At 41.6% G+C, this 24,307-nt stretch carries 20 protein-coding genes, 1 pseudogene and 1 riboswitch; of the genes and pseudogenes, 8 read left to right on the plus strand and 13 right to left on the minus strand.

The window, feature by feature from the left end:
- Positions 1-25: 25 nt before the first annotated feature.
- Positions 26-226: riboswitch (cyclic di-AMP (ydaO/yuaA leader) on the minus strand.
- 439 nt (positions 227-665) lie between these two features.
- Entirely contained in the window at positions 666-1,856 is a 1,191-nt protein-coding gene (locus NLP_RS01050) for a sensor histidine kinase (protein WP_104904768.1), read from the plus strand.
- A gap of 367 nt (positions 1,857-2,223) precedes the next feature.
- Here the strand turns inward: NLP_RS01050 and NLP_RS01055 are convergent, their stop codons facing one another.
- Positions 2,224-3,534: an aminopeptidase P N-terminal domain-containing protein gene (locus tag NLP_RS01055; RefSeq protein ID WP_104909725.1), complete on the minus strand. Its 1,311-nt coding sequence runs from the start codon at positions 3,532-3,534 to the stop codon at positions 2,224-2,226.
- Positions 3,535-3,833: 299 nt separating this feature from the next.
- Between NLP_RS01055 and NLP_RS01060 the strand changes: the two genes are divergently transcribed.
- Together NLP_RS01060 and NLP_RS01065 are read left to right on the plus strand one after the other, a co-directional pair.
- The gene (locus tag NLP_RS01060) at positions 3,834-4,301 is read left to right on the plus strand and encodes an NUDIX hydrolase (protein ID WP_104904769.1); all 468 of its coding nucleotides are present in this window, start codon (positions 3,834-3,836) and stop codon (positions 4,299-4,301) included.
- A gap of 602 nt (positions 4,302-4,903) precedes the next feature.
- Positions 4,904-6,145, plus strand: a complete 1,242-nt coding sequence (locus NLP_RS01065) for an FG-GAP repeat domain-containing protein (RefSeq protein ID WP_104904770.1) — start codon at positions 4,904-4,906, stop codon at positions 6,143-6,145.
- 106 nt (positions 6,146-6,251) lie between these two features.
- Here the strand turns inward: NLP_RS01065 and NLP_RS01070 are convergent, their stop codons facing one another.
- The 8 genes and pseudogenes from NLP_RS01070 to NLP_RS01105 form a co-directional block, all read right to left on the minus strand.
- Positions 6,252-7,019, minus strand: a complete 768-nt coding sequence (locus NLP_RS01070) for an MBL fold metallo-hydrolase (RefSeq protein WP_104904771.1) — start codon at positions 7,017-7,019, stop codon at positions 6,252-6,254.
- Between the two features lie 3 nt (positions 7,020-7,022).
- Entirely contained in the window at positions 7,023-7,622 is a 600-nt protein-coding gene (locus tag NLP_RS01075) for an anthranilate synthase component II (protein WP_104904772.1), read from the minus strand.
- 460 nt (positions 7,623-8,082) lie between these two features.
- Entirely contained in the window at positions 8,083-8,544 is a 462-nt protein-coding gene (locus tag NLP_RS01080) for a diacylglycerol kinase (RefSeq protein WP_104904773.1), read from the minus strand.
- Between the two features lie 153 nt (positions 8,545-8,697).
- Positions 8,698-9,225, minus strand: a complete 528-nt coding sequence (gene ybeY / locus NLP_RS01085; RefSeq protein ID WP_104909726.1) for an rRNA maturation RNase YbeY — start codon at positions 9,223-9,225, stop codon at positions 8,698-8,700.
- A gap of 39 nt (positions 9,226-9,264) precedes the next feature.
- Positions 9,265-9,420, minus strand: a complete 156-nt coding sequence (locus NLP_RS01090) for a DUF3285 domain-containing protein (protein WP_104904774.1) — start codon at positions 9,418-9,420, stop codon at positions 9,265-9,267.
- 251 nt (positions 9,421-9,671) lie between these two features.
- Positions 9,672-10,794, minus strand: a protein-coding gene (gene prfB / locus NLP_RS01095; protein WP_158680245.1) for a peptide chain release factor 2 whose coding sequence is annotated in 2 segments (ribosomal slippage) — positions 9,672-10,721 and positions 10,723-10,794 — 1,122 coding nt in all. Because the reading frame shifts where the segments join, the coding sequence is not laid out codon by codon here.
- Positions 10,795-10,897: 103 nt separating this feature from the next.
- Positions 10,898-12,041: pseudogene (locus NLP_RS01100) on the minus strand (PCRF domain-containing protein).
- Positions 12,042-12,173: 132 nt separating this feature from the next.
- Positions 12,174-12,902, minus strand: coding sequence for a Bax inhibitor-1/YccA family protein (locus NLP_RS01105; RefSeq protein WP_104904776.1), 729 nt, complete (start codon positions 12,900-12,902; stop codon positions 12,174-12,176).
- A 301-nt stretch (positions 12,903-13,203) separates the two neighbouring features.
- Here NLP_RS01105 and NLP_RS01110 point away from each other — a divergent pair, with 301 nt between their 5' ends.
- Positions 13,204-13,989, plus strand: coding sequence for an RNA polymerase sigma factor SigF (locus NLP_RS01110; RefSeq protein ID WP_104904777.1), 786 nt, complete (start codon positions 13,204-13,206; stop codon positions 13,987-13,989).
- A gap of 51 nt (positions 13,990-14,040) precedes the next feature.
- Here the strand turns inward: NLP_RS01110 and bchD are convergent, their stop codons facing one another.
- Entirely contained in the window at positions 14,041-16,068 is a 2,028-nt protein-coding gene (bchD, locus tag NLP_RS01115) for a magnesium chelatase ATPase subunit D (RefSeq protein WP_104904778.1), read from the minus strand.
- Between the two features lie 91 nt (positions 16,069-16,159).
- On the opposite strand from bchD, the gene NLP_RS01120 reads away from it, so the two are divergent.
- The 4 genes from NLP_RS01120 (at position 16,160) to rnc (ending at position 19,565) form a co-directional block, all read left to right on the plus strand.
- The gene (locus NLP_RS01120; RefSeq protein ID WP_104904779.1) at positions 16,160-16,747 is read left to right on the plus strand and encodes a Uma2 family endonuclease; all 588 of its coding nucleotides are present in this window, start codon (positions 16,160-16,162) and stop codon (positions 16,745-16,747) included.
- Positions 16,748-16,790: 43 nt separating this feature from the next.
- Positions 16,791-17,399, plus strand: coding sequence for a hypothetical protein (locus NLP_RS01125; protein ID WP_104904780.1), 609 nt, complete (start codon positions 16,791-16,793; stop codon positions 17,397-17,399).
- 552 nt (positions 17,400-17,951) lie between these two features.
- The gene (locus tag NLP_RS01130) at positions 17,952-18,740 is read left to right on the plus strand and encodes an NYN domain-containing protein (RefSeq protein ID WP_104909727.1); all 789 of its coding nucleotides are present in this window, start codon (positions 17,952-17,954) and stop codon (positions 18,738-18,740) included.
- Positions 18,741-18,878: 138 nt separating this feature from the next.
- On the plus strand, positions 18,879-19,565 hold the full coding sequence (gene rnc / locus NLP_RS01135; RefSeq protein ID WP_104904781.1) for a ribonuclease III: 687 nt from the start codon (positions 18,879-18,881) through the stop codon (positions 19,563-19,565).
- Positions 19,566-19,716: 151 nt separating this feature from the next.
- Here the strand turns inward: rnc and ftsH2 are convergent, their stop codons facing one another.
- The 3 genes from ftsH2 to gltX all read right to left on the minus strand — a co-directional run bounded on the left by ftsH2 (position 19,717) and on the right by gltX (position 24,192).
- Positions 19,717-21,603 carry an ATP-dependent zinc metalloprotease FtsH2 gene (gene ftsH2 / locus NLP_RS01140; RefSeq protein ID WP_104904782.1) on the minus strand — a complete coding sequence of 629 codons (1,887 nt, stop codon included), beginning with the start codon at positions 21,601-21,603 and terminating at the stop codon, positions 19,717-19,719.
- A 425-nt stretch (positions 21,604-22,028) separates the two neighbouring features.
- A complete protein-coding gene (locus NLP_RS01150; protein ID WP_199784734.1) occupies positions 22,029-22,523 on the minus strand; it encodes a hypothetical protein in 495 nt (164 codons plus the stop codon).
- Positions 22,524-22,746: 223 nt separating this feature from the next.
- Complete coding sequence (gene gltX / locus NLP_RS01155; protein WP_104904785.1) at positions 22,747-24,192, minus strand: glutamate--tRNA ligase; 1,446 nt, start codon at positions 24,190-24,192, stop codon at positions 22,747-22,749.
- Between the last annotated feature and the right edge of the window lie 115 nt (positions 24,193-24,307).

Here is a 24,307-nt window from a genome sequence, read left to right on the forward strand (position 1 = left end):
GGAACATTATAAAAATGCCGTCTCTTCAGTCTCCTCTCAATGCCTACGAAGTTAGCTGACGGGCTAGGGCTGAGAGATGCCCTTCTGAAAAAAGTTATCAGTTATGAGTTGAATATTTACTAAAGTAACTTCTAACTCCTGACTTTCTCTGAGATACGCCCCACAATTTGGTTCCTCCGCTCCAACATCACGTACTGTGATCTGTTGGATTAGGCTGACTTCCTCTAAGTAAATACTAAGTTATGTAGATTATAACATTGATATACATAATCTAACATAGATACTTCAGTGACAATATCTCTATTCTGATAGTTGTTGTTTATTTTGTTACTTTAATCAACTGCCTGACCTAACTTTTCATTAATCCAGAAAATTGCTCATTTTGGTTAGCTTGTGAATCAAATCCTTGTAAAGTGAGCTAAATAATTTTGTTAAGTCCAGTCACAAGGCTGTTAACTGCTAGACTTAAATTGAGAAATTTAAGATACATATTATACTTTGTAGTTTTTGTGTACGGATATGAATCTAATCAACAACAGAATCTGTAAAATCTATTTCTTTTGGTAGGTGAAAGATATTACTAATTTTGGTAAGGCACCACTCTAGTAGCTAAACTATTTGGATATGGAAGTTTACTCATCTATCTCCTAGCTGAATTTAACATAATGGATTTTAGTCAACTACTGGCTGAAAAAATGGACACCATCCTTGATAAATGGATTTTAGCAGTTCGCAAGGATAGACGAATTGAAAGTGCTGATGACCTATCTTATACAGCGGTCAAGGATCACATTCCTGATGTTTTGAAAGCGATGGTGACAGTGCTTTCAAAATCTCAGGAGAATGATATTCAGTCAATGGTTACTGCCAGTTTTCAGCATGGAGCGATTCGAGCCGAACAAGGTTTTGATCCAGCAGAAATTGCCAGAGAATATCATCTGCTGCGAACAGTAATATTTGATGCTCTACAACCAGATTTCTTAAAGGGAGTCCCGTCAGAGATAATTCGTTCCATGCGTTTGATTGACGCTATTATAGACGAAGCGATCGCTCGATGTTTCAAGAGTTATGTTGAGGAACGCTTACGGGAATTACAGAAGTTGCAAGCATCACTAACGCTCCATAATGATGAACTCACGCGGTTAATTAGCGCCAATCAAGAATATCTTTCCCAACTAGCCCACGAATTGAAACATCCTCTAACTTCGATTATTGGTTATTCGGATCTGTTTTTACGCCAACAACGACGAAAGACTGATATCAAAGACAACTTTACCAATTTAGAACATATTGAGCGGGTACTACGCAATGGTAGACAGTTACTCCATCTGATCAATGATGTACTAGAACTTTCGCGCTATGAGGCAGGGCAGATTAAACTCCAATTAGCACCTACCGATGTGCGTGCATTAATCGATAACGTATGTGAAATGTTAGAACCTTTAGCTGTGGGAAAAAATTTACAAATCGTAGTTGATTGCGATCGCATTCCCGAAAAATTAATTACAGATTCTTTTCAGTTACAACAAATTATTACAAATCTTATTAGTAATGCGATTCGTTATACAGAGTTGGGAACTGTGATTATCATGTGTCAGGTGTTGGAGAACCAGAGATGGGCGATCGCAGTTTCTGACACTGGAGTTGGCATTGCGCCCGAAAACCAAGCCCAGATATTTGAACCCTACTTTCGCGTAAGTTATAGCGATCGTCCCTATCTTCCTGATAGTACAGGATTGGGATTAGCGATCGTCTCGCGGTTGGTAAAACTATTGCAAGGTCAAATGAATCTAGCCTCGCAGGTAGGCGTTGGTTCTACTTTCACCATAATTTTTGCTTTAGAAGTTGAGTTTTAAAAGTATTGGGCGATTGGAAGTCGCGGCTACACAAGCAAAGTCCACCTCCGTAGACTAAGAATTAAGAGAAAAATCAAGGGTTTAATATCAATACAGTTTAGTTAAACATTTCTTCCTTCTCTTTGCGTCCTTTGCGTCCTTTGCGGTTCGTTAAAAAAATTGACTTTGACAAAGAGTTTTAGCCTTAACTGAACCGTATTGGGGTTTAATAACCTGTGAAGGCAGGTAAAGTCTCCTATAGCCACGATTTCCAATCGCCACCTGTCTACTTATATCGCTTGAACAGCTTTCGCTCTAGGTAAAGTCTCGTGTAGCCGCGATTTATCGCCACAGCTAGCTTAGGGATGATAGACACCATCCCCATTTTTTATTTTTCTATTTCATCTACAGCTTTGGGAACCCCCGCAGTTAACACCTCATGTCCTCCAGGTGTAACTAATACATCATCCTCAATCCGAATGCCAATGCCAACCCATCGCGGATCGGTCTGTGGCTGGTCTTCTGCTAGTTTGGTATCCGGCACAATATATAGTCCCGGTTCCACTGTCAAAATTTGACCTGGTTGTAAAATTTGAGGTTTGTCTTCACCATGCTGATAAACACCGACATCATGGACATCTAAACCTAACCAATGACTGGTGCGGTGCATATAATATGGTTTATATTTTTCTTCTTCAATTAACTTATCAATTTCACCCTTGAGAATACCAAGTTCGACTAAACCTTCTGTAAGAACGCGCACTGCTGTATCATGAACTAATTTGAAGGGATTACCTGGTTGGATTTGAGCGATCGCTTGTTTTTGCGCCTCCAAAACAATCTCATACAGCATCTTTTGTTCTGGCGTAAACTTACCCCCTACAGGAAATGTCCGCGTAATATCGGAGTTGTAATAACCGTAAGCACAACCGGCATCAATTAGTAGTAATTCTCCATCCTGCATTTGACGATTATTTTCAATGTAGTGGAGTACGCAAGCATTTACACCAGAAGCCACAATCGAAGGATAAGCAGGCCCTAAGCCACCCCGCACTCGAAAGATGCGTTCCATCTCCGCCTGGATTTCGTACTCATAACGTCCCGGTGCGGCGATTTCTTGGGCGTAATTGTGTGCTTCAGTTGCGATCGCAGCTGCTTGACGCATCAATTCCAACTCAGCTTCGCTTTTGATCAATCTCATGCTGTTGAGGACAGGGCCAGTATCTTCAATAGCGATCGGCCCAGTACCGCGCTTCGGATAAGTCCGCAGTAAACTTTGGTAATGTCTCAGGATTTGATCGTTAAAAGTGCGATCGCGTCCTAAGTGATAGTAAATCCGGCTAGCTTTTTCTAAATACTGTGGCAACTTTTCATCTAACTCGCTAATGGGGTACGCTTCATCAGCACCATAAATTTCTTTTGCTGCATCTACCCCACAAAGATAACCAGTCCATACTTCCTTTTCGCGATCCTTTGGTTGGACAAACAGCACAAACCGATGTTCTGAATGATGCGGCGCTAACACTGCTACTGCTTGTGGTTCATTCAAACCAGTTAAGTAAAAAAAATCACTGTCTTGACGATAAACATACTCAACATCATTGTGCATTACTGCCATTGGCGCACTGCGAAAAATGGCTGTCCCATCACCAATTTTTGCCATTAACTGCTCGCGACGCTGCCGATATTCTGCTTGCATAGTTGATGTACTTTTAAAAGTATTGTATTCTTTGACACTTTTGGCAACTAGCAGATGCACAGATTATGCCTCTTAATAGTTGCTAATCTAAGTTATTCTAACCAATATTTGTTTCCACTCAAGTTATAAATCATTGGAGAATAATCAATTATCTCGAAACACTTAGATTTTATAGTTTTTAAACAACTCGGAAATCTTGTTGTTATCAAATAATTTAGAATATTCATGAAATAATTTATAACCGTTTATTTTATCTAATTTTTGGTATTTAATAAATCTCACAACACACAGTAAAAAATATGTCTACTCAACCCATAATAAAAAAAGCGATCGCTTATGTAACCAAGAAAGATGAATTAATGGTGTTTACACATACTGATTTTCCTGAAGCTGGCGTGCAAGTACCTGCTGGTACAGTTGAAGAAAGTGAGGAGCCATCTGAAGCTGTACTGCGAGAAATTTATGAAGAATCTGGTGTTAAGGGAGTTCGGATGATTGAGTTATTGGGTATTTATCAATACAATATGACTCCCTATCGGAATGAAATTCAAGAACGTTATGTTTATCATCTCGAATTAACTCAGCCTACATTATCTACTTGGCGGCATTGGGAAATACATCCAAATACCAGCAAAAACCCTATATCTTTTGATTTTTATTGGGTTAGATTGGATGGCTCAGATTTAGGTCTAGCTGGTGGTCAAGGTTATTTTTTATCTAAGCTTGTTCACAAAATAAAAAATATTCAGGATTCAGCTAATACTTAAGAAAGCGCCAAGAAAATAAAAGTAAGATTATACAAATTATTAGGAATAATGTAGCGATCGCTTCTATCTTACAGCATATTTCAAGTAAATGAAGTACACGGGTAAGGGCACAACATGTTCCCTGCGATTATCTGTACCTCACTAAATTGCAATCTGCTGTAAGTAAGTCTGTATAGTTAAATATAAAATAAAATTCTAGTTCGTAGTTAGAAATTTATCGCTCAAAACACGGATTATCAGAACTATCTAAGTTTATAAAAAGGTTAGTGTGGATATTTTTATCTGACTGATTAACAGTTCAACATCCAAAGAAATTTTTGATACAAATTTTAAATATCAAAGAAAATAGATAAAATCATCATTTTTTCTAGATAAAGGATTGTATATAAATTACAAAAGATATTTTTTAATTGCTTATCTAGAACTTGAAATTTTTACAGAAATAGTTTAAACCAAACAGATATTTATATTCAAGGAGTGAAATTAATAAAGAAAAAATAGTTATGAAGAAAAATTGAAACTCTGGTAAATGTTATTTCGTTACAGAAAGAGATTGGCAAAAAAAGTTAAAAGAATATAACAACCAATCATAAAAATAAACCATGTCTGGAAATCAAAATTCCTCACCTTTAGCTTTGAATACATCTCGATTATTATCAGATTCTTTTGCAAAATCAGAAATCTTGACAACTTCTCTTAAGAGTTTAAATTATGATTTTGGGTTTGGAAGTAAGAGTTCTTCACTAGCACTAGAAAGTGAACCGGTGACTGCGCCTGTTAAAACATCAGCAAATCCCAATCCTAATCCTTACTTAACTAGTGCAGCGATTACTCCTGACTTTAACGGTGATGGCAAAACGGACAAAGTTTGGGCCAATTCTTCAACTGGCGAGATTATCATTCGATTGATGGATGGCACAAAAGTTTTGGAACAGGGTTCTCTAGGTCAATTTGACCTATCCGCCTATGATTACAAAATTGCTGACTTCAATGCTGATGGCAAAACCGACTTCTTGTTACGCAATAAGACAACCGGTGAGAATGCCATTGTGCTGATGGATGGTACCAAAGTTGCTAATTCGGCTGCTCTAACCAGTGTTGACCCAGCTTGGACTCCTCAGATTGGCGATTTCAATGGCGATCGCAAAACAGATATCTTCTGGCATAATAATCAAACGGGTGAGAACGCTATTTGGGAGATGGATGGTACAACAGTTCTGAATGCAACTGTTTTAGACACTACAGACGCAGCACTAACTCCTACCATTGTTGATTTCGACGGGAATGGCAAGAGTGATATTTTCTGGCGCAATCCGACAACTGGCGATAACGGCGCTTGGTTTATGGATGGTACGCAAAAGACTGAACTTTCACTGCAATCACAAGACGCCGCCTGGACTCCTACCCTTGGTGATTTTAACGGCGATTATAAGACTGATATTCTGTGGAGAAACCCTCAAACAGGTGAAAACAAGGTTTGGACGATGAATGGGATCTTAGTCACAGAGGGTGCTCTGAAGACACTTGACTCAGCCTGGACTTCTAAAATTGGCGATTTCAACGGCGATGGCAAGACCGATATTTTCTGGCACAATGGCAGCACAGGTGAGAACACCGCTTGGTTGATGGATGGTACAACAGTTGCTACTGAAGCTTTCTTACCGGCTAATAACGCGGCCTTGACACCATCGCTTGGCGATTTCAACGGCGATGGTAAGACCGACATCTACTGGCGCGATCAGACAGCCGGTGCAGACACCATTTGGACTATAGATGGAACGACAGCTGTTGATAACCCCATCAGCGACGCAGATAAGCTAACCGGAGAGTGGTATACGTTCTAAAGTTCAGAATTCAGAATTCAGAATTCAGAAGGTGGAGGTAGGAGTCATTATTATATCCCTGCTTCCCCTGCTTTTTTGCCAGTCTCCAATCCCTAGTCCCCTTTATTCAAAACTTGTAACTCAAAACCTGAATTTCTCCCTTTTCCGGCAATTTACCAGGATTAATGGAAATAGTATCTCCATTGCTACGCTGCACTGTCATCCCTTGCATCAAGGTCAGAAAATTATCCAGTGGCGAAAGATCGCACTTAGCAGCATCAGCGGCTTGTGTGCGGTAATGAGTCGGAATCACTAACTTGGGATTTAACACTTGAACAGCCTGCTTTGCTTCCTCAGCATTGTAGGCTTTTGCACTGCCTCCCACTGGAATCAATGCTACATCGGGACGCCCCATCAAGATTTTTTGTTCAATGGAAATGGGTGCAGCGGCTCCTCCTAAGTGTAGGATATTAATTCCGGCTTGCTTCCAACTCCAAGCGGTATTTGAGCCAAACTGCTTACCGCCTTTGCGATCGTGGTCTATGGCAATTCCTTGGAATTTAATACCTTTAAACTCATAAACTCCTGGTTCGTAAATGAGTTTTGCATTTCCCGATAGTACATCCACAGCACCTTCATCTAGCAGTTGGCTGCTAATCAGTACCAAATCTGCTGCAACTTTTGGGGGACGATACCCAGCTGTACAGCCGATTGAGCGAAATGGATTGACGAGAACTTTCGCACCACCACCAGTAAAAAGAAAGCAAGTATGACCCAACCACTGAACTGATAAACCGCTAGATTGTGCGTCAGCTTGAGATTCAGAACCCAAGGTAGTAACTAAAGCTGTTACCAACCCCGCTCCAGCATAGCCCATCAACTGTCGTCGTTTCATTAATTATGCTCTTGACTGTAACTGTTCCAGAAAATTTCGCAATAACTGTTTTCCTGAAGATGTCAGGACACTCTCTGGGTGAAACTGGACGCCCTGAATGTGAGGATAGTTCCGGTGTCGCACTCCCATAATGGTGTTATCTTCAACCCAAGCGGTGATTTCTAACACATCTGGGCAAGTCTCACGTTCGATTACCAAACTATGATACCTGGTGGCGGTTAAAGGATTTTCTAATCCCCGGAAAACCCCCACTCCAGTGTGAAACACTTGAGAGGTTTTGCCATGCATCAACTCTGGAGCAGAAATTATTTTACCACCGAACACTTGACCAATGCTTTGATGTCCCAAACAGACACCCAAAATTGGTAACTCTTGTCCTAGCTGTTCAATCAATTCTAAAGAAATACCGGCATCTTCGGGGCGACCAGGCCCAGGAGAAATAACTACGGCTTCCGGCTTTAATGCCTGAATCTCATCTATGGATATCTTATCGTTACGAAAAACTTTAATATCATTCGCCACTGGGAACTCTGAAGCCAATTCTCCCAGATACTGCACTAAATTATATGTAAAACTATCGTAATTGTCGATAACTATAATCAAAGTTTATAACTCCTAGCTTCTATCACTCATCAGTTGCAACAGCATAGATAAATATCTCATACTAAGTGAGTGGGCGTGAATAATTAAAGGTTTGTAGTAAGTGACTTTAGCCCTTAAAATAGAGTTAGAGTCACTTACTACGAACCAATTTAATTAATTTCACATTGTGTAACATAGTTTAATTTATTCTTGCCTACTTATTTATTTGCTTGCTTGCTAGATGTAAAAATAACGCTAAAGTGGACACGTAAATATGAAGCGGCTACTCTACGATCAGCCACTTGTTCAATTCTAAATTGCTTATAATGTCTTCTCCAGGGGATCGGACATCTGATCCTCTTATCGGCTCACTTGGCGATGGCTGCGGTGGTCACTGAGCATTGTCGTACCACTTCACCACTTCGTGAAAGCAAGCTACGCGCAGCGTCTCATAGAGAAGTGCGGGCTACGTCGGAGCAAATCACCTGTACAAAGTCGATATAATTAACCTTACCAGAGGAGGGAGCAATAGCGTACCTGCTACTAACATCGCTACGAAAGCCGAGATAAGCACTGCACCAGCTGCACAATCTTTAGCAATTTTTGCCAAATCATGGTATGTCTGCTTAACAGTTAAGTCCACAACGGACTCAAGCGCTGTATTTAGTAACTCTAATGCCAAAACTAAACCACTAGTTACACCAATTACCGCAATTTCCACTGCTTGCAGATGCAAAAAAACGCTTAAAGCTATAGCCATTGCACAAACACTTACGTGGATACGAAAATTACGTTGAGTTTGAAAACTATAGCTGATTCCAGCCCAGGCATATTTAAAACTAACAAATAAATTAGAGGCTACTTTCCAGGAGAATTCCCGTTCGTTAGACACTAGTGTTTGTAACGAGGTAGGCGTTGGTGATGGAGAAATTTTTTGGGACATAGACTTAAAAACACAAGAACAGAGTTGCTACAGTGGGAATATTCGCCGATCTTAATGGCAGAATTAACTTTGAGGCAATCTTTAGGCAATTTTCCACAGAAGTATTATAAAAGTATTACCCAAAATTGACATTAAGAGATACATCAGCCACAGCTATTCCATGTCAATAGCAATACCTATTGCATTCAGCAATCCCACTTGCTGTTTTAACATTCGCTCCAAACTTTTTTCATCAGGATGATCCCAGCCCAACAGATGCAATAAACCGTGAGCAGCTAACCAGGCTAGCTCAGTTGGTAAGCTATGTTCCTGTTGTTGAGCTTGGCGTTGTGCTGTATCTACAGACACAATAATATCACCTAAGTATAATGGGACAGAGACAAGCATTTCTTTGCTTTGAGGAAAATCCACCTCTAAAGCAGCAAAGGCTAAAACGTCTGTCGGCTTATTTTGCTGACGATATTGAGCATTCAATTCTTGAATTTGTAAATCATCTGTCAAACGCAGCCCAATTTCATAACTTGGCGCTGGTGGAATCTGAGGCTGAAGAATTTCCAACCAGTGATCAAACCAGTTTTCCCAAGTTTCAGAAGTAATTCGGGCATCAGTCTCGTCAATCTTTACAGATGTTGTCGGGGAGAATTCATAAAAATACTCCTCCACATATAGTTCAACTCTCAGGGGCACACAGTCTCCTTGTCTGAGGTTTACGATTTGTCGTTAGTGAGTGAGGTAAGCAAGACCAACAAGCAGAGCTAAAAGCCCTACAGCAGTCAACGCAAAATGCTTTAGGGAAGTTCCACCCTTTCGCACCATGTTTCGCATAGCGAGTTTGACGTAGCTAGGTTGAGGTTCTGTTGAAGGAGAGTTGCTCATAGTTATTTGTCTACAGACTCTTTTATAACTGTAACAGTTGGTCTGGGATAGAATTGCGATCGCCTGTATATTGCTAAGTATTTATCTGAAAAAGCGTCGGTGATATGGGGTGCTATGCGATTCGCTCATCTCAAATACAACGTACATGAGTAGGGGCGCACAGCTAGCTGTGCGCCCCTACTATAAGATGTTTTTTGACTGGAAGTCCCTGATAGGGAAAAAACTACTTAGTAGCTATTGCTAGCTCGCAATTATGCCGGAGTGTTTTCTACTAGTTTATTTTCTTGGCGCAGATAAGCTTGGATGAATGTATCAAGTTCGCCATTCATTACATCGCCAATCGCTGTTGTTTCTGTGTTTGTACGCAAGTCTTTCACCATTTGGTAAGGGTGAAACACATAGTTACGGATTTGGTTGCCCCAGGAGGCTTCCACCATATCGCCACGAATTTCGGCAATTTCTTGGGCACGTTGCTCCTTGGCTATGACTAACAGCTTTGCTTTGAGACGATTTAGGGCTTTCTCTTTATTTTGCAGCTGCGATCGCTCCTCTGTACAGCGCACGGCAAGACCCGTGGGAATGTGAACAATCCGCACCGCAGTTTCTACTTTGTTGACGTTTTGCCCACCTTTGCCACCAGACCGAGTTGTGGTGATGTCCAAATCTTTGTCTGGAATATCCAATTGCACAGAGTTATCAATCTGCGGCATCACTTCCACCCCTGCAAAACTTGTTTGTCGCTTACCGTTGGCATTAAAAGGTGAAATCCGCACTAAGCGATGTGTACCCATTTCCGATCGCAAGTAACCATAAGCATAGCGACCAGTAATTTCTAGGGTTGCCGATTTAATTCCGGCTTCATCACCCTCCGACTCTTCAGCTAAAGTTACCTTATAGCCATGAGCTTCGCCCCAACGAGTGTACATCCGCATCAGCATAAATGCCCAGTCTTGAGCATCTGTGCCACCAGCACCAGCACTAATCGTCAGTACAGCACCTTCTGCATCATAGGGGCCGGAAAGTAACTGTTGTAATTCCCACTGATCCAGGTCACGATTGAGTTTACTGATGGTAGATTCTGCTTCTTGGAGTAGTGCCTCATCGGTTTCTAACTCTAACAACTCAACAACTGCCTTAGTATCTTCTAGATTGGTGTGCCAGCGATCATATTGCTGGAGGTGGGCTTTCAGGTCATTGAGTTCTTGCAGAGTTTGTTGGGCTTGGGTTTGGTTATCCCAAAATTCTGGCTGTGCTGATATTTTTTCGAGGTCTTGAATTTTGGCTGTCAGTGCAGGTACGTCAAAGATACTCCTGGGTTTTACCCAGGCGGCCAGACAACGTTTCGATTTCGCGTTTGAGTTCTAAAACTTCCATAGTGCTTGCTGAATGATAGATAGAGCGCTTTGGATTGCAAAATTGCTCTTTATTCTACTTATGTTTCTTGATTTTAGCTGTAGTTGGGCAAATTTTTTATAAGTTACAAAATTGACTTGAAATTATCAAGCGCTTCTTGGGTCACTGAAGTAGTGTTATTTAGCTGTTGCAGATAGGCTTTGATAAACAAATCAATTTTACCGTTCAAGACTTCTGCCGCCGCAGGTGTTTCTACATTGGTACGTAAATCTTTCACCTTGGTGTAAGGATGCAAGATATATTCACGGATGAGCTTGTTGGATAAAAATTTTATCTGTCGGGGTTGAATTTTGTCAACTTGCTGGACACCTTGGGCTAGTGCGATCGCAAACAATTTACTCTTGAGAATAGCTAAGGCTTTCTCTTTGTTTTGCATCTGGCTACGCTCTTGGTTACAAAATACACTAATCCCAGTAGGAATGTGAACCATCTTTACCCATGTTTCTGTTCGGTTGACATTCCCCCGATGGCGATAACAAGTAATTTCCAGTTCCTTCTCTGGAATCTCAAAATCAATAGACTCATCTAACATAGGGCTGACTTCTACACTAGCTAGGCAAGTATGCCGCCTGCCATTGCCATGAACAGGAGAAATTCGCTCTATTCTTGCATGAGTTCCTTGTTCCGATTTTAGTCAGCCATAAGCATAAAGCCCTATAATTTCTAGGGTGGCATGTTTGACTCCTCCTAAATCACCCTCTGACTCTTCCACTAGATATACTTTATGATTCTGATTTACTGCCCAACGATGGTATAGCCGCAATAACATCGCTGCCCAGTCTTGGGCATCTATACCTCCAACCTCAGCCGCCATTGCCAAGAATGCCCCCTTTTGGTCGCAGGGGTCGGACATCAATTGTTGTATTTCTACTGTTTCGAGTTCTTGCTGGAGTTGGGTAAGGTTGGTTTGTGCCTCTTGCAATAATTCCTCATCAGCAGATAATTCTAGTAGTTCTAGTGCAGCCTTAATATCTTCTAGAATGAAGTGCGATCGCTGATATTTTTTCTTTGTAGCGTTGAGGAATTCAATTTCTTGAAGTATCTGATAGAAAGTGACAGAATTATGCCAGAAAGTAGCTTGAGAAATCAATTGATTCAACTCTTCAATTCTTGCACACACTTCTGGAAGGTCAAAGACAGCCTTCAGCCTTGGTCAAGATATTAGATAACCTTTCTACTTCGCGTTTGATATTTAAGAATTCAAGCATAGTTTTGCTCACTTGAGGCTTAACTTATCTACATATTCTACTGTTAAACAAATGAAAAAAACCGTGGTTGCTAAAAATTTAACCACGGTTTTTACTTTATAAAACTTTACTTCTATTAGCGCCTACAGCCAGTTAATCGCGGCCATTTATGGCAATTAGCAACCGCAAAATAAAGACAAACAAGTTGATGTAAGTAAGGTACATCGACAAAGCAGCAGGCAGATATTGGTCATCGCTGTAAGTGCGGGGCAAGATGTAGAAATCGACAACAGAAACCCCAACAAATAGGAATACTCCTAAACCGGAGATGGCGATTTCTAACCAATTTGGCGTGTAAACCCCAAACATGGCAAACCCGAATTGGGCAATGCATACAACCACCAAGGCAATGACACCGAGATTGATGGTTTTCGTCAAAGCCATACCGTCTTGTTCAGAGAGATTTGAACCAATTTGACGGGCAGCAATAAAGGTGACACCACAACCAAGGGCAGCCAAGCCAATGCCTTGAATGCCAACACCTTGGGATCTCAAGGCGACATACACCAAGCCACTGAGGGTGTATCCAGACAAGAGGCTGTAGGTTGCCAACAGGGGTAGTGCAAGTCCCTTATTACCTTTTTGGGCAACATTTTGGGCAACAAAGAACAAAATTAACTCCAAAATCACCGCACCAATGAAGGTGGGAAAGAATATTTCGGGGTTAGTACGGATAATTCCCAAACCGCCGTAGGTTCCTAATGCCGTTAGCACCAGTCCACCACCGACGTAGGGGAGGGCGTTAGCAATCACATTTGGACCAACAAGGGCGTGAGATTTAGCCTCACGGATAGCTTCACGAAAATTACTGGTATTGCTCATATTGAAAAACTGTTTTTTAGGAAAACTTCTGCTTATTCCTATTCTTACCAATCTTTGGGGTTAACAGCCACGGATTTAGTTTTGTTACCAAAACAGTTATATAAAAAGCAAAAATAACCTGTAATAGAGAGGTTCACAAAATCATGCGTACAAATACTGAATTGTAGAGTTCGACTCCTGATAAGTTCAGTGAAACGACGATGGCTTATTCTGCCTTGACTAACGAAAATAATGACAGCTTAGAAGAAAATATACGCAACTCCATTTTCTCAAAAATAGGAGTTACAACAAAGGAATGTATATGGCAACAAGTGAGTCCTCTTTACGAACTGATGGTATCGAATTATTACACTTGTACCACCAGAATCCTTCTATTAAACTTCGTAATAAACTTGTACAGTTACATACTGGCTTAGTACGCAAGATGGCTCATAAATTCAGCCATCAATGTAATGAACCTTATGAAGATTTAGAACAAATCGGTTATTTTGGTTTGATTAGGGCAATTGAGCGCTTCGACCCTAGCCAAGGATATGCTTTTAGTTCTTTTGCTGTGCCATATATTCGCGGTGAGATGCTGCACTTTTTGCGCGATCGCAGTACTCTATTAAAAATTCCCCGTCGTTGGCAAGAATTATACAATGAAGGACAGAAGATTCGCAAGGACTTATCAATCTCTTTAGGCCGCCCGCCCAAGGATGCTGAAATTGCTAACCAACTCCGGGTATCTGTCCAAGAATGGCAAGAAACCAAGTTAGCTGCTCAAAACCGGATGCCTTTGAGTTTAGATGCAACCGCAGTTAACTATGTTGATTGCCAAATAACCTTGGGTGAGGCACTTCCTTGTCCTCGTTCTCATGTGCTTCTGCAACAAGAAGAAGAACGCCAACAACTCCAAGGCGCAATAAATATGTTGGAAGAAAAGCCCCGCATGGCAGTTGAAATGGTATTTTTAAAGGAACTTTCTCGCAAGGATGCTGCTAAAAATATTGGTACTAGTCCAATGACAGTAACGCGGTATCTACAAAAGGGAATTCAAGATTTGATTTGCTATTTACAACCACAAGTAATGCCCACCGGATCGTAGTCGTGTTGAGTCAAAAATCCAATGACCAATGACTAATGACAAATGACTAAATTATCTAGATTTTAAATCAGCGATCGCACCTTTGGTCATGGCAGCAATAGCTTGGTCTGTCGCTTTCGGCAAATGATAATATTTACCGCCTGCTGTTTGCGATAATTCCTTAGCAAAGCCCGTGGACACAAATTTACTTTCTGTATCAATTACTAATAGTTGCATCCCCAAAGCCCGGATTCTGGCAGCAATTTCTAATAATTCTCCTTTGATATCCGGTTTTTCTCCTGGTTCTAGCTGTTCACCTAAAGAACGCGCTAAGGGAATATTACCCCGCCCATCGGTGATTGCTACAAGGACAACTTGCCCAATATCTCCACTCATCTGAGCATTTAAGCCAACGCGCACAGCTTGGGTTAAACCATGCGCTAAGGGCGAACCCCCACCACAGGGCAACCTTTCCAAACGGTTACGCGCCAAAGCAATAGAACGTGTTGGAGGCAATAATACCTCTGCCTGTTCTCCTCGGAAGGGAATTAATGCTATTTGGTCGCGGTTTTGATAAGCTTCTGTCAACAGTTGCATCACCGCACCTTTAGCCGATTGCATTCGATTCAAGGCCATTGAGCCAGAAGCATCTACCACAAATACTACCAACGCCCCTGCTTTGCGTACCAGGCGTTTCGAGCGAATATCAGGTTGTTCGACAATAACTTTTCTATCTGGGTGTCTTTCTCTTCGTGCTTTTTGATAAGGAGCCGCTGCTCTCAGGGTGGCATCTACTGCAATGCGTCGCGCTTTTCCCTTGGGCAACATTGGCTTAATGTAGCGTCCTCTGTCATCAGAAAAGATGACACTGCGACTACCAGATTTACCTTGCCGCTTCGCCATTTGAGTAAAGTAAAGCACGCTGTCATCAATAATTACCCCTTCCGGATCAAAGATAAACTCTTCCGGGATGCTGGGCGGTTCTTGCTCTTGATTTTCTTCCTGTTCTTCTTGTTCTTCCTCTTCTGATTCGTCTGGAGGTTCTTCTTGATTCTCTGGTGGAGACGGAGGCGGAGGTGGTGCTTGTTGTTCTGGTGGTGGTGTCTGCACAATTGTGGCACGTGGTACAATTACCAATTCCACAGCACGGCGCAAATCTTCGGCATTCACTGTTGTTCGTCCCTCCAAAGCCGCCGCCGCCTTGGCAACCCGCGTGGCGAATAACTCGGCGCGATGTCCCTGAACTCCGCCGCGAATGGCTTCATCCACCAAGTAAGCAATTTGTTCATGGGTGATGATTACTTCTTTCAACCATTCCCGTGCCAAGATGATTTGGGTTTTGAGGGAGTCTAAGTCTTCGTTGTACTGCTTGAGGAAGTCTTGGGGAGATTTAGAATAAGCGATCGCAACCTCAACTGCTGCTACTCTTTGATCTAAGCCGAGTACACCATCAGCAGAGAGTGCGATCGCAATTCTATCTAGCAAATGCTCCCGTAATCCGCCTTCTTCTGGATTGTAGGTGGCAATAAATAAGGATTTACACGGATGCTGAAAACTAATCCCTTCCCGTTCAATCTGGTTGCGTCCCTCAGATAATACTGTTAGAAGCTGATTTGATATTTGGTCATCTAATAAATTAATTTCGTCTACGTACAGTACACCTCGGTTTGCTGTAGCGAGTAATCCCGGCTGAAAAATGGTATCACCTTGTTTTACCGACTTTTCCACATCCACTGAACCGAGGAGTCGGTCTTCTGTAATACCTAGAGGGATTTGCAAAAAAGGTGCGGGAATAATTTCGACGGGAACATCTTGAATATCTTTGTCTGCGTACTCCGCCAAAAGTTGATCGTCCCATTCTTCAGGGTGATTGGGATCACAATTGCTGATTGAACTTTTGACAACTTCAATCGGCGGTAGTAGAGCGTGGATAGCACGAGCCATTACAGATTTTGCCGTACCGCGACGACCTGCGATCGCTACTCCTCCCAAACCAGGATCGACTGCGGCTAATAGCAAGGCTAATTTAATTGCTTCTTGACCGATTACGGCTGTCAAGGGAAAAGCAGTGATAGTAGGGTTGATAGTGGGCGCAGGCATTGTTTGCTTTCATAGCGAGTCTCGGCCTTTAGCATACCAATTTCTGACACATTTAGAATAAGTATTATCGCAATCAGAGAAAGGTAAGGTTATGAGTATTGCTCAGGCTAAACGCTTCACACTGGATGAATACCACAGGCTTGGAGAATTGGGCTTTTTCCATGAAGATGACCACATTGAATTAATCAACGGGGAAATTATTGAAATGGCATCCAAAGGTACAGCCCATGAAACTTGTTTAAGAAAACTGTGGAAGGAACTCCCCAAAATACTGGGAGACAAGGCCACTTTGCAATCTCAAGCCCCGATTGCTTTGCCACCTAACAGTGAACCTGAACCAGATTTTGCGATTCTTCAAAACCGTGCTGATGATTATCTATCGGCTCATCCTAAACCTGCTGATGTGTTTTTGGTAATGGAGGTTTCAGATTCTTCTTTAGGCTATGACCAAGATGTGAAAATACCTCTCTATGCTAAAGCAGGTATTACTTATTATTGGATATTCAATTTATTGGATAATTATTTGGAAGCTTACAGTGAACCATATCAGGATAATCAAGGCAGATATGGTTATTCAAATAAGCGAATTTTCTTGTCAAATGAGGTAATAAATTTTCCTTGTTTCCCTGACTTATCTCTTGATTTAGCTAGGGTGTTTCCACCAAAGCTGAACTTTTAAACTTTGTTATAGAATTCAGTCATAAGATAAAAGAGTAAGTTTTATGGCTTATAGTGATTTTAAACTTATTGAAGTTATTGATTCCTTTGGGTTAGTTATCCACGAGTCATCTGGATTATTTGCGACTGTGCAGGAGCAAGAAGGCAGTAATTTATTATCTACTATACTTAAAGAAAATGTTGATTTAGCGGTAGCGATAAGTTCAGAGAAAGCTCGAAGTGAAATGATAATTAGTCCAATTTTATTAGAAATTAGACGCAAGTTTAATTATAAAATAAGTTTTTTTTCTGGAGTTGATTTTACTGTTGATAGCCAGCGAGGATTAAACGGCTTTTGTGATTTTATTTTGAGTCTTTCTTCGGAGCAGCTGCTTGTACGTAGTCCGGTGATTGTCTTAGTAGAAAGTAAAAATGAGAATTTGAGGTCTGGTTTAGCACAATGTATTGCCGAAATGGTAGCTGCCCAATTATTTAATGAGAGAGGTGGAAATCAAATCAAAGCTATATATGGTGCTGTTACTATCGGTACTATCTGGCAATTTCTCAAGCTTGAAGGTAATGTAGTTTCGATTGATTTGAGTGAATATTATATTAAGGATATTAAGAGAATTTTAGGTATTTTGTATAGTGCGATCGCGCAAAACAAGCCATAAATTATTTATTAGCTAAGATATTATTTAAATAAATGCTGGTTTTGAAATAATACTATAGATGATTTTTAAAGTTGATAAATGGCAGGCGATGTCTTACGACAAGGTGCTATGCTTTTACGAAATCTTCATAAATAACTATATTGACATCGAGCATCAGATATGACAATGTGTACTTAAGACAGCAAAATAACCGCACTCTAAAGCGCAGGTTTTTGGTGTTGTCTCAGCAGCAGAATTCCTAGTTTCCTGCCGAGCTTCGTGTTATCCCTTCGGCTGAATATATCAGCCCAATGTCAAGTCAACTGATTGACTAGACTTTCAACGGGAAGACAAGATGTTTGGATGAATGTTCAGGGGAAAGGATGACGCGAAACTTGGTAGGAAGCCAGGAATTCTACGGCTGAGACTTGAACCAAAAGAACGTGACGGTAGAGAGCTTTATAGCAGTGAAGTACTTTTTGAGTACAAATTCCTCCTTTAAAGTTCTACTACTGCTAGATGTGTAATTTGTTGAAGCTGTCCAGTTCACCAAAGAATACTGGATATATTACAATGCCACACGTTAATCAATCTTCCAAAAAACAAACAAGCCAGCAGCTACCTCTACTTTCCATTTATTGGGATTATCAAAACGCTAAATTAAGTCCATCTCAGGCTAAATCATTGCTGGATTTAGCCCAATCCAAAGGGTGTGTAATTAGCATAAATGTCTACTACAATTCACAGCGTGAAGATCAAACTGCTGTAAAGGATGATTTAGGCAATCTTGGTTTTAACTGTGTTAATGTTCCCTGTCCTTTAAAAAATAGTGCAGATAACCAATTAATAGCCGACTGCTTAGAGGAGATTCACAGTAATATGTCTCCAGATAAAATTATGCTCATATCAGGAGATGGAGACTTTGTAAAATTGGTTCATAATCTGCAAAAATTAGGGAAACAAGCTATTATCCTTGCTCAAATAGGTAATGTAAAACAAAAGCTTAAAGGATTGGCTAATGAATTTTACTTTTTAGAAGATTTATCCCGATTAATTAGCGATAAAAATCAGCCTCCAATTATTTCCCTTGTGTCTCAGATTAATTACAATGAGGCTGTAGGGTGTCTAATTGAAGCTATCAAAACTGCCTCAAGCCAAGGTAAGTCTACCGTATTTGGTCGCATTGATAAATTGATGCGTCAAGGTTGTGCTAACTATCAAGGATACTTATCTATTTCTACAGATGATGGCAAGAAATTTAAGAGTTTTAGCCAGTTTATTGATGTTGCTGTAAAAGATGGCAAAGTCCGAAAGCAAAATCAGGAGTTATTTTTAACTGAATTAGATATACTGGCTGCCTAAAATACCTTTGAAAAACCCAGTTTCTATTCAACTGGGTTTTACCAAGACACCGCGATTTGCGGTTTTTTTCTGTCTGTAAAAAGCAATACTTGTAAAGTTTCCCAACAGTCTCTTTTTGCAACAAAACACAATATAAAAATGCACAGACTTCTAATATTCCATGATGAAAAACTTCTACGCCGTGCGCTTACCCACCGTTCTTATGTCCATGAAAACCCCGGAGAAGGCGAACATAATGAACGCCTAGAATTCCTTGGTGATGCTTTGCTGAATTTTTTAAGTGGCGAATATCTCTATGGTCGTCATGCAGAAATGGGAGAAGATGAATTAACCCGGCGGCGTTCAGCGCTAGTAGATGAAAAGCAATTGGCAAAGTTTGCTGAAGAGGTAGGTTTAGACTTTAGGATGCGGTTAGGAAAAGGCGCAATTCGAGATGGAGGCTACCAAAATCCTAATTTGCTCAGTAGTACCTTTGAAGCAGTTCTTGGTGCTTACTATTTGGATAATCAGTCCAATATTGAAACAGTTCGCGCAATTATAGAACCACTATTTGATTCTGTTGATCCTAAGCATATAATTGTGTCTCGTTCTAATGTAGACTCAAAAAATCGCTTTCAAGAATGGGTACAACGCAACGTTACTCCAAATCCCCCCAAATATTTCACAGACCAAATAGGAGGCCCTTCCCATGCGCCAGAATTCATCGCCAAAGTTTTGGTGGATGAAAAAATTTACGGAGAAGGCAAGGGACGCAATAAAAAAGAGGCAGAAAAAGCTGCTGCTGAAGATGCGCTAGCTAAGTTGAAAAAACAAGGATTATTATAGAATTTATGGGTTCATAAATTTTGATAATTTTAAAATTAAAAACTTCCTAACACTGAAAAATCGTAAAAAAATAGGGATGGTATGCGCCATCCCCATTTTATTTTTTGTTACTTTACTCTTATTCCAGATGGTATCCAAAAAAGAGTCAACTTTACAGTTGCGGTACGTACTGTTGCTTCTCAGGTACTTCAGCGTACTCAGCTACAATCTGGCGGAATTCTTCGCCATCAATAGTTTCCTTTTCGATGAGCAAATCTACTAAGCGATCGGTGACAGTGCGATGGTCACGGATGATCTTCTTAGCATTGTCGTAGCACTGCTCAACAATTTCCCTGACTTGTCCATCAATGCGGGAAGCGATGGATTCAGAATACTCAGATCGGGTTGTCCAGTCACGACCCAAGAATACTTCTCCCTGCTGGCTTTCTAACGACAGTGGGCCTAAGTCGGACATCCCGAAACGAGTTACCATCTGCCGGGCCATTCCCGATAGTTGCTGCAAGTCCCCACCAGCGCCAGTTGTGACTTCCGCAGCTCCAAAAATCACCTCTTCAGCGGCGCGACCACCTAAAGCACCAGTAATTCTGGCTTTCAACTGAGAACGAGAAATTAACCCCTGTTCTTCGTTGGGCGTAAACCAAGTTAAACCCTGTGCTTGTCCCCGTGGGATTAAGGTAACTTTCTGTACTGGGTCATGGTCTTTTAACAAAGTCCCAACCAAAGCGTGTCCGATTTCGTGGTAGGCAATTAAGCGCTTGCTCTTGCTATCTACCAAGGGAGTGCCTTCCATCCCAGCTACTACCCGATCCACTGCATCATCAATTTCGCGGAGGGTGATCGCTTCTTTACGTCTTCTAGCAGTGAGAATAGCCCCTTCGTTGAGTAAGTTGGCTAAATCAGCACCAGTGAATCCAGGAGTTCGGCGAGCGATCGCATCTAAAGATACACTAGGGTCTAATTTCTTATTCCGCGCATGGACTTGCAAGATTTCCAAACGCCCTTTGATATCGGGTGCATCGACTGTTACTTGGCGGTCAAAGCGACCGGGACGCAACAAGGCTGAGTCTAGTACGTCGGGACGGTTGGTAGCAGCAATAATAATGATGCCTGTATTACCTTCAAACCCGTCCATTTCGGTGAGCAACTGGTTAAGGGTTTGCTCTCTCTCATCATTACCGCCACCGATACCAGCGCCCCGTTGCCGTCCTACAGCGTCAATTTCATCGATGAAGATGATACAGGGGGCGTTATCTTTAGCTTTCTTGAACAAATCGCGGACGCGGGATGCACCCACACCAACGAACATTTCCACAAATTCTGAACCAGAAATACTGAAGAAAGGTACGCCTGCTTCACCTGCGATCGCTTTTGCTAGTAAAGTTTTACCAGTTCCAGGAGGCCCAACTAACAGCACTCCTTTGGGAATCCGTGCGCCCACAGCCGTAAATCTTTCTGGCTGCTTCAGGAAGGTGACAACTTCTTGCAGTTCTTCCTTAGCTTCTTCGATCCCGGCTACGTCGTCAAATTTGACTCCGGTTTTTGCCTCCATTTGAAAACGTGCTTTGGATTTGCCGAAGTTCATTGCTTGACCTGGACCGCCGGGGAGGTTGCTAGAACGCCGGAACAAAAAGAACAACCCAGTAATCAATAAAACTGGAAAGATGAGATTACCCAACAATCCCCAAATTGCGCCATCATTCCGCATGGGGTGAGCATCAAAACTAATGGCTTTTTCTTTGAGCTTGCTAATTAACTCAGGAGCGTTAATAGGCAAATCTACACGCCACCTTTGGACACGATTTTCGATGTCTGGATCGCGGGCTTCTATAATTGCCGTCCTACCGCCTTCGTAAAGATCCACACTGCTGACGCGATCGCTGTTCAAGTATTCTAGAAAGCGACCATAAGTCATGCGAGTATTGGCTGCATTCTTGCTCATGTCAGCAGGAGCGCCTGCAAACGCCCCTTGCCAGAAGAAAAAGCCAATTACCAAAGCCGGCAACGTCCAGAGTGCTACGACTTTCCAAGAGAATTTCATTTTAATTTGCCTCTAGATGCCTATACAACTCGTTAGCTCTAGTAACTGAATGTTGATCACTCTGTCACTTTAAGCTGTTAAACGGATGCTTATAAATCCATTTTGTTTAATTTGATCTCTTACATACACTGCCATAAGGCAATTAGAGCATTATGGCGATGCCAACAAGAATCTTAATCAAAGTTAACTTAATTTTAATACAATATCGCACGAGAAAAGGGAGCGCAACGGGATGCAAAGACAAAGAAAATTTCTCCAGAATACTCCTGGTATCGTTTAAGCCGCTTTCAATCATGACTAGGGAAAGTAGGGGAGATGAGGGAGACAAGGAAAATAACCAATGCCCAATGCCCTGCAAAAGCCTTGATATACAAAACTTTTGACTTTTGACTTTTGACTTCCGCCTTGCGGTAATGCCCAATGCCCTACTTTACTTCTGTAATTTTTAGAGTGTAAGGAAGATACTTGCCTTTTTCGTAGGAACCAACCCAAATTTGGTAACTTCCAGGTAGCCATTCACCAACAATGCCAGCATTTTTGCCATCAAAATCGTCATTACACCAAGTACCACCAGGCCCTTTGATAATCATGGTGGTGTCTTCAGGACTTTGCACTTGCAACTTCAGGTAGTCAAATTTACTTGTTAACGCTAATGTGTGGTCTGGTGTTTCATCAACAAATCCAGTACAAGGGCCGGTGGCTGTTTCGCTTCTCCCACCTACTTGACTCCCAGATATTGAGCCACCACTCATCCCGCGAACTGTCAGGGGGTCAGGTGAAAACTGAGGACTAATGGTGACATCTCCAAATATCGTTGGCGCTTCCTGAGCATCAACCGCAGCATTAACTGTCAATGTGATGAAGAGCGTAACTATCATGAACGATAATCTCATCCCTCTATTGAGCGCTTTTGTCGGCATTGTAATTACGTTCGCTTCTAAGTGTTTTTGAAGACATTAATTTTACACACCAAGTTCCCAACATGAGGAGAATTGACTAACTATTTTAGATGTGAAATTGAGGATAATTCATTAGTAATTAGTCAATGATTTCCTGTTCCCATAGTTGCTTTACCCTATGGATAGGGGCACACGTTTGTGCGCCCCTAAAATCTAAAATATTTCTAAAATCTGGAAATAATCGCTATTTAGCTTCCGTTATCGCTTTACTCAAGCGCGGCTGATCTAAACCAATCTGATTTAGTAGTAACCAAGATTGGATTAAGTCGGGGCCATGAACATCTCCAGTTAAAGCTGCTCGGAGCGATCGCATTACTAAGCCTTTTTTGACTTTCTGCTCTTTCACAACTTGTTTAATAATCTCCTGAGCGGCGGCTTCTGACAGTTGTGGCTGATTTTCTAAAGCTGTGACAATCGCTTCAAGAACAGCAGTAGAACCTTCTTGCTTTAGTTGTGTACTGCCTTCGTCGCTAAATTTAACTGTGTCGTTAAAAAACAATTGGCTTTGAGCTACTCCATCTACCAGGCGAGTCAAACTCTGGCTAATTAAAGTTACTAGCTGTTCTAACCAGGGGCGTTCTCTTCCACCATCAAATTTATACCCAGCCGCTTGCCAATAGGGGATGAGTAAATCTGTGAGTTTATCTACTGGAGTGTTGTGGATATACTGACTGTTCAACCAATCCAGCTTGTCCCAGTCAAACTTTGCCCCTGCTTTATTGACGCGCTCAAAACCAAATTCTTTGGCTGCTGTTTCTAAGGTAAATATTTCTTGCGTCGAGTCTGGTGGCGACCAACCCAGCAATGTCATGTAATTTACCAAACCTTCAGCAGTAAAGCCCATTTGCTTAAAGTCAGAAATGGAAGTAACGCCATCTCGCTTAGAAAGCTTGCGTCCTTCTATGTTCAAAATCAATGGCGTGTGAGAAAACTCTGGAATTTTTGCACCCATTGCTTCATACAGCAGAATTTGCTTGGCAGTATTCGCGATGTGGTCTTCTCCGCGAATGACGTGGGTGATTTGCATATCAATGTCATCCACTACAACTACGAAGTTGTATAAAGGTTGACCACTACCCTCTTCTGAAGCGCGGGCGATGACCATATCACCACCTAAATCGCTACCTCGCCAAGACATCTTTCCCCTGACTAGATCGTTCCAGATAATTTCGCGATCGTCTTCGATTTTAAAGCGAATCACAGAGGAGCGACCTTCTGCTTCAAAAGCAGCGCGTTGTTCTGGGGTGAGGTTACGGTGACGGTTGTCATAGCGAGGTGCTTCACCTCTAGCTTTTTGAGCTTCTCTGAGCGCTTCTAGTTCTTCGGAAGTAGTGTAGCAGCGATAGGCTAATCCTCGATCTAGCAGTTTTTCTACTGCTTCTTTATAAATATCCAGGCGTTGGGATTGGAAAAATGGCCCTTCATCCCAGTTAAGTCCTAGCCAGCGCAATCCTTCAAGAATATTGTCGGTGTATTCGGGACGCGATCGCTCTAAATCTGTATCTTCTATTCGCAGTATAAACTTCCCGCCGTGGTGACGGGCAAATAACCAGTTGAATACAGCCGTTCTAGCTGTACCAATATGTAAATTTCCAGTTGGACTCGGTGCAATACGGACTCTAACAGTCACAGTTAATTCTCTCTTTCGCAAAGCATGATAAATCTAGCTTATATTTAAACCCTGAATCAGCCTCTTCGGGTAATTCAAAATTCCATATCATCTAAGTTCGGTGATATGCTACTCA

The organism is Nostoc sp. 'Lobaria pulmonaria (5183) cyanobiont' (assembly GCF_002949795.1).
Classification (GTDB): Bacteria; Cyanobacteriota; Cyanobacteriia; order Cyanobacteriales; family Nostocaceae; genus Nostoc.

Excerpts from the sequence above, each read along its gene's own strand:
- NLP_RS01050 (WP_104904768.1), top strand. The coding sequence starts at position 666 with ATGGATTTTAGTCAACTACTGGCTGAAAAAATGGACACCATCCTTGAT.
- NLP_RS01055 (WP_104909725.1), bottom strand. The coding sequence starts at position 3,534 with ATGCAAGCAGAATATCGGCAGCGTCGCGAGCAGTTAATGGCAAAAATT.
- NLP_RS01060 (WP_104904769.1), top strand. The coding sequence starts at position 3,834 with ATGTCTACTCAACCCATAATAAAAAAAGCGATCGCTTATGTAACCAAG.
- NLP_RS01065 (WP_104904770.1), top strand. The coding sequence starts at position 4,904 with ATGTCTGGAAATCAAAATTCCTCACCTTTAGCTTTGAATACATCTCGA.
- NLP_RS01070 (WP_104904771.1), bottom strand. The coding sequence starts at position 7,019 with ATGAAACGACGACAGTTGATGGGCTATGCTGGAGCGGGGTTGGTAACA.
- NLP_RS01080 (WP_104904773.1), bottom strand. The coding sequence starts at position 8,544 with ATGTCCCAAAAAATTTCTCCATCACCAACGCCTACCTCGTTACAAACA.
- NLP_RS01090 (WP_104904774.1), bottom strand. The coding sequence starts at position 9,420 with ATGAGCAACTCTCCTTCAACAGAACCTCAACCTAGCTACGTCAAACTC.
- NLP_RS01105 (WP_104904776.1), bottom strand. The coding sequence starts at position 12,902 with ATGAGCAATACCAGTAATTTTCGTGAAGCTATCCGTGAGGCTAAATCT.
- NLP_RS01110 (WP_104904777.1), top strand. The coding sequence starts at position 13,204 with ATGGCAACAAGTGAGTCCTCTTTACGAACTGATGGTATCGAATTATTA.
- bchD (WP_104904778.1), bottom strand. The coding sequence starts at position 16,068 with ATGCCTGCGCCCACTATCAACCCTACTATCACTGCTTTTCCCTTGACA.
- NLP_RS01120 (WP_104904779.1), top strand. The coding sequence starts at position 16,160 with ATGAGTATTGCTCAGGCTAAACGCTTCACACTGGATGAATACCACAGG.
- NLP_RS01125 (WP_104904780.1), top strand. The coding sequence starts at position 16,791 with ATGGCTTATAGTGATTTTAAACTTATTGAAGTTATTGATTCCTTTGGG.
- NLP_RS01130 (WP_104909727.1), top strand. The coding sequence starts at position 17,952 with ATGCCACACGTTAATCAATCTTCCAAAAAACAAACAAGCCAGCAGCTA.
- rnc (WP_104904781.1), top strand. The coding sequence starts at position 18,879 with ATGCACAGACTTCTAATATTCCATGATGAAAAACTTCTACGCCGTGCG.
- ftsH2 (WP_104904782.1), bottom strand. The coding sequence starts at position 21,603 with ATGAAATTCTCTTGGAAAGTCGTAGCACTCTGGACGTTGCCGGCTTTG.
- NLP_RS01150 (WP_199784734.1), bottom strand. The coding sequence starts at position 22,523 with ATGCCGACAAAAGCGCTCAATAGAGGGATGAGATTATCGTTCATGATA.